The sequence below is a fragment of the Pseudomonas sp. genome, from assembly GCF_026224925.1.
Lineage (GTDB): Bacteria > Pseudomonadota > Gammaproteobacteria > Pseudomonadales > Pseudomonadaceae > Aquipseudomonas.
This window is the reverse complement of the sequence record NZ_JAMFRV010000103.1, coordinates 1-4,424: the sequence shown is the minus strand read 5'-3', so window position 1 is coordinate 4,424 and position 4,424 is coordinate 1. Positions and strand designations below refer to the sequence as shown.

Sequence of the window (4,424 nt, the reverse complement as noted above, 5' to 3'; positions counted from 1 at the left end):
GGTCAGCCACATGATGGTAGGAAATGCGGGTGGTCGCGGTGACTTCCCGAGCGTAGGCCGGCAGCGGTAATGCCGCTATTTCACTGCCGTCACGCAGGGCGCCATCCGTGACGATGGCGCGCGCCCCGCGAGCCAGCAAACGGGTCACCAGGATATTGCCGGCCGAGGCTGCGCGAGGGTCATTTTGGCTGTCAATGACCAGCACATCACCGGGCTGCACCTGTTCGACACCTTGCCATTGCAGGTTGTCGTGGTTCGGCTTGGTGGTCATGGTGCCGTAGGTGTCGATGTCTTCCCGTGCGGGGATAAAGCGCATGGTGAAGGCGCGGCCGGCGAAAGGCTTGGTGTTCTTGCTCATGGCGCGCAGACCGACCAGCGCCGGTTGGCGGAAGCCCAGCTTGAACAATTGGGTGGTCAGCGAGCCGCTGCTGCAACGCGCGAGTTTGGCCAGGACTTCATCGCTGACCGTCACATGGCGGTTCGCCTCGTTGTCGTAGGCGTCAGCGTATTGGTGGATCTTGGTCATTGTTATTCTCCTGATTGGCGCGCGCCGGTGTGAGGCATTGCTCTTGATTAACTCAGCGTTTATTCCCATAAGTTGGGACAAAAAAACTAATTCGCTGGCTGGTATCGACAGATCCTAAGTCGCGATTGACTAGGAGGAAACCCGGTTTATGCTGTGGACTTGCTGATGTTCCAAACTATGGGAATTTGTGATGACTGCGGTAGACGGCACCGGTGCACTGGAAAAGGCCATCGATGTACTCGAGGCCATTGGCTCTGCCCCGCAAGGGCTGAGCCAGAGCGATTTGGCGAGCAAGGTCGCGTTACCACGAACGACCCTATACCGAATCATTGCCAGCCTTGTGGAGCGCGGGATGATCCGTCGCGATCCGCTGCGCAAGGTCTACCGCTTGGGGTTTCGTTACCTTGAGTTGGTGCGCAATGCTTACCTGATGCCGGACTTGGTGGCGGCGGCCAGTTTTGAGCTGCGGTCTTTGCGCGATCTGACCGGCGAGACGTCTTATCTTGCGGTACTCGATGGCAATCAGGTGATGTCCCTAGAGCGTTGCGACGGCGCGCACACCACGCGTTCCGCTGCCGCGTTAGGGCGCAGTAAACCGGTGTATTGCACAGGGCAGGGCAAGGCGATGCTGGCGGCGATGGATGAAGTCAGTCGCGAAGAGATCATCAAGGGGCTGACGTTCACGCCGCTGACCCCACTGACCATCACCGATCGTCGTCGTTTGCACACCGAATTACAGATCACTCGAGCGCGTGGCTATGCCATCGACGATGAGGAAATCGTTCTGGGCGTGCGCTGCGTGGCTGCGGCCATTCGCGATAACGCAGGCAAGGTTCGCGGCGCATTGAGTGTTGCCGGTCCTGCTTACCGATTGACCCTTGAGCGCCTGGAGTTACTCGGCCCGGAATTGACCGACGCAGCGCGCCGGGTGGGGGCGCAACTCAGCGAGTCGCAAGTGCGAATTGCTGATAGCGAGGTGGAACTGGTGGATTGCCCGTGGGCCTTCAATGGTGCGTTTCCGCGCTGGTCCGAGGACCAGCAGTGTCTGTATTGGGCCGATACTCTGGCCCCGGCTATCAGGGTTTTAGATGCCAAGGGCGAGCGCGTCTTCGCTCGGCTGGACTCGCCGGTCTGCGCCATGGAACTGCACCAGGACGGGCTGCTGATCGGCCACGCCGCAGGATGGTCGTTGCTGGATCGCGAAGGCAAAGAACACCCACTGGACAATTGGCCGGGAAAAAACCTTGTGGGCCTGGGCAGCCATCCTTCCGGTAGCCTCTGGGCCTGCTTGCTGACGGCAGGAGGGTGTAAATTGGGCGAACTGACGGCGCAAGGCGAACTTCGCTCACCATGGACCTTTCAAGAGCGCATCAGCGCGTTTTGTTGGGATGAGAAGGGCGAAGCGTTATACGCAGTAGGCCCAGATTCCGGCAGTCTGTTTTTACTCCAGCCGGGGAGCACTGCAGTGCGTCGACTGGCAACGTTGCCCAAGGGTTCTGGCCGTCTCAGCGGGTTGGCGCTGGACTGCGAAGGCGGAGTCTGGACCACGTTGCGCGATGGCTGGAGTCTGGTGCGTTTCAGCGAAGACGGCAGCCTGGACCGGATGATCGGTTTGCCAATCCCCAGCCCGACCGACTTGGCTTTTGGCGGTAAGAACAAGGACACGCTGTACATCACCAGCGCCCGTCATGAAGTAAAAATGGAAGCCTTGGCCAACGCGCCTGCTTCAGGACACTTGTTCCGCACGCACCCGCAAATAATCGGTGTGACGGCCAACCGCAATGGCTGGGGACGGGTGAAGTAACTTTATTGGCTTCTACAGAAGACCGAACTCGGCGCCCATCCGGCCGTTGGCCTTGGCGCGGTACAGCAACTTATCCACCTGTTCGACAAAGGCCAGGGCAGGGCCGTCCTGCGACGGGGTAATGGTTCCGACCCCAAGGCTGAGGGTCAGCAGGGACGAAACGGCAGATTTCTCGTGTTCAATCCGTTGTTGCCGGATCAAGTGCAGGCACTTTTCCGCCACTTGCCGGGCCGCCTCGGCGTCGGTTTCGGGCAGTAGCCAGACGAACTCTTCACCACCGAAACGCGCAATGAAATCCCGTGGGTGGTTGGCCGCTTGCGACAGCACCTGGGCAACAAGGCGTAGGCATTGGTCGCCCTTGATGTGTCCGTAGTGGTCGTTGTACTGCTTGAAATAGTCGATATCCAACATGATCAGTGACAAGGGTGTTTGATTGCGTTGGGCGTTGGCCCACTCCCGTTCAAGCACGGTGTCGAACATGCGCCGGTTGGCGATGCCAGTGAGCCCGTCCTGGAATGAATACTCTTCTAGCTGCTTCTGCAGGTGCACCAAGTGCTCTTCGGTTTTCTTGCGTTCGCTGATATCGAACATAAAACCCACCAGCGCTTCCACTTCACCGTCCTTGCGCACCACGTGCACCACGTCGCGAATCCAGACGTAGTTGCCGTCTTGGGTCAGCGCACGGTAATCCGCTTCATGGTCGACGCCAGCCTTGGATTGCGACACACAGAAATCGACCACGTAGTCACGGTCGTCCGGGTGCATGCGGGACACCCAGTCATTGATCCCCACCCAGCTTTCTGGCGTCCAGCCCAGCAGGCTTTCGATTTGCGGACCGATGTAGCTAAAAGTCATGGTCTGCCAATCGATCCGCCACGGGATTGCCTTGGTGGATTCGAGTAGCGTTTTATACACGGCGCTATCAGGTTCAGTTGAAGGGATTGCAGTGCTCATGATGATCACGCGGCAAGAAGGAGGGTGGCGCAGCATGTTGCTACTTAGCGTGCTTATCAAGTGCCGGCGCTCGAAGTTCGGACGCCCTTTTGCGATTGCTCATACTTATGATGGCGCAAATGAGCGTGCAAGCCGATGCATTGTGGCGAAAGGTCTAACCATAGATCGTTTTGATATAAGAAGGAGGTAACAAAGGCCGTTATGCTGCGGGCCAGTTTTTTCATGCGATTGCGCTGATTTGTGAGACGTGGCAATGGATTTTGGTAGTGTAGGGTTAATTGTTGCGGGCTTGACGGTCGGGTTTATTGTTGGGATGACGGGCGTCGGTGGCGGCTCGTTGATGACCCCGATTCTGCTGTGGTTCGGTATCAACCCTGCCACGGCAGTGGGTACGGATTTGCTCTATGCGGCCATCACCAAGTCCGGCGGTGTGCTGGTTCATAGAAAGAACAAGAATATCGATTGGGGCGTGACCGGCTGGTTGACCCTTGGCAGTGTGCCCGCCGTTGCGTTGACGTTGTGGTATTTGAGCACTCTGCATACCGCTCCCCAGGCCATGAACGCGGTTATCAAGCACGCGTTGGGTTTCGTCTTGCTGGTGACCGCGCTGGCGGTGTTCTTCAAGAAACAATTGCTTGCTTTTTCCCTTCGTCGCGCCAGTGGCAAACCCACCCTTAGCGGTGTGCGCCTGAATACATTGACCGTCATCACCGGCTTGGTTCTTGGCACGATGGTCGCTTTAACCTCCATTGGTGCTGGTGCGCTAGGCACCGTGGCGCTGTTTATCCTGTACCCATTTTTGCCGACGAGACGTTTGGTCGGTACCGAAATCGCTCATGCGGTGCCGTTGACCCTGGTCGCGGGATTGGGGCATGCCAGCATGGGCAATATGGACTGGCATGTACTGGGCTTTTTGCTGATGGGGTCTCTGCCGGGGATCTACTTCGGCAGTCATTTGACCGGGCGAATCTCCGACGACATCCTGCGTCCTTGCCTGGCGGTGATGCTGGCATGCATTGGCTTTAACCTGGCGTTTTAAGGTTTGAGGCGTCCCATACACAAATTATTAATCAATCGATTAATAATTTACCCATCATGGCCTGATACCTGCTTGAGTTTATTCAGGCGGATCCAGTGGGG

The 4,424-nt window shown here is 57.7% G+C and carries 3 protein-coding genes and 1 pseudogene; 2 read left to right on the top strand and 2 right to left on the bottom strand.

Annotated features, from left to right (window positions below):
- Positions 1-526, bottom strand: a pseudogene (locus M0974_RS04655) (ribonuclease activity regulator RraA); the annotation flags it as partial.
- A gap of 190 nt (positions 527-716) precedes the next feature.
- On the opposite strand from M0974_RS04655, the gene M0974_RS04650 reads away from it, so the two are divergent.
- Positions 717-2,330, top strand: coding sequence for an IclR family transcriptional regulator C-terminal domain-containing protein (locus tag M0974_RS04650; RefSeq protein ID WP_297833392.1), 1,614 nt, complete (start codon positions 717-719; stop codon positions 2,328-2,330).
- A 12-nt stretch (positions 2,331-2,342) separates the two neighbouring features.
- On the opposite strand, the gene M0974_RS04645 is transcribed toward M0974_RS04650, so the two are convergent.
- Complete coding sequence (locus M0974_RS04645; protein ID WP_297833390.1) at positions 2,343-3,284, bottom strand: sensor domain-containing diguanylate cyclase; 942 nt, start codon at positions 3,282-3,284, stop codon at positions 2,343-2,345.
- A 253-nt stretch (positions 3,285-3,537) separates the two neighbouring features.
- Between M0974_RS04645 and M0974_RS04640 the strand changes: the two genes are divergently transcribed.
- Positions 3,538-4,323, top strand: a complete 786-nt coding sequence (locus M0974_RS04640; RefSeq protein ID WP_297833388.1) for a sulfite exporter TauE/SafE family protein — start codon at positions 3,538-3,540, stop codon at positions 4,321-4,323.
- Positions 4,324-4,424 lie beyond the last annotated feature (101 nt).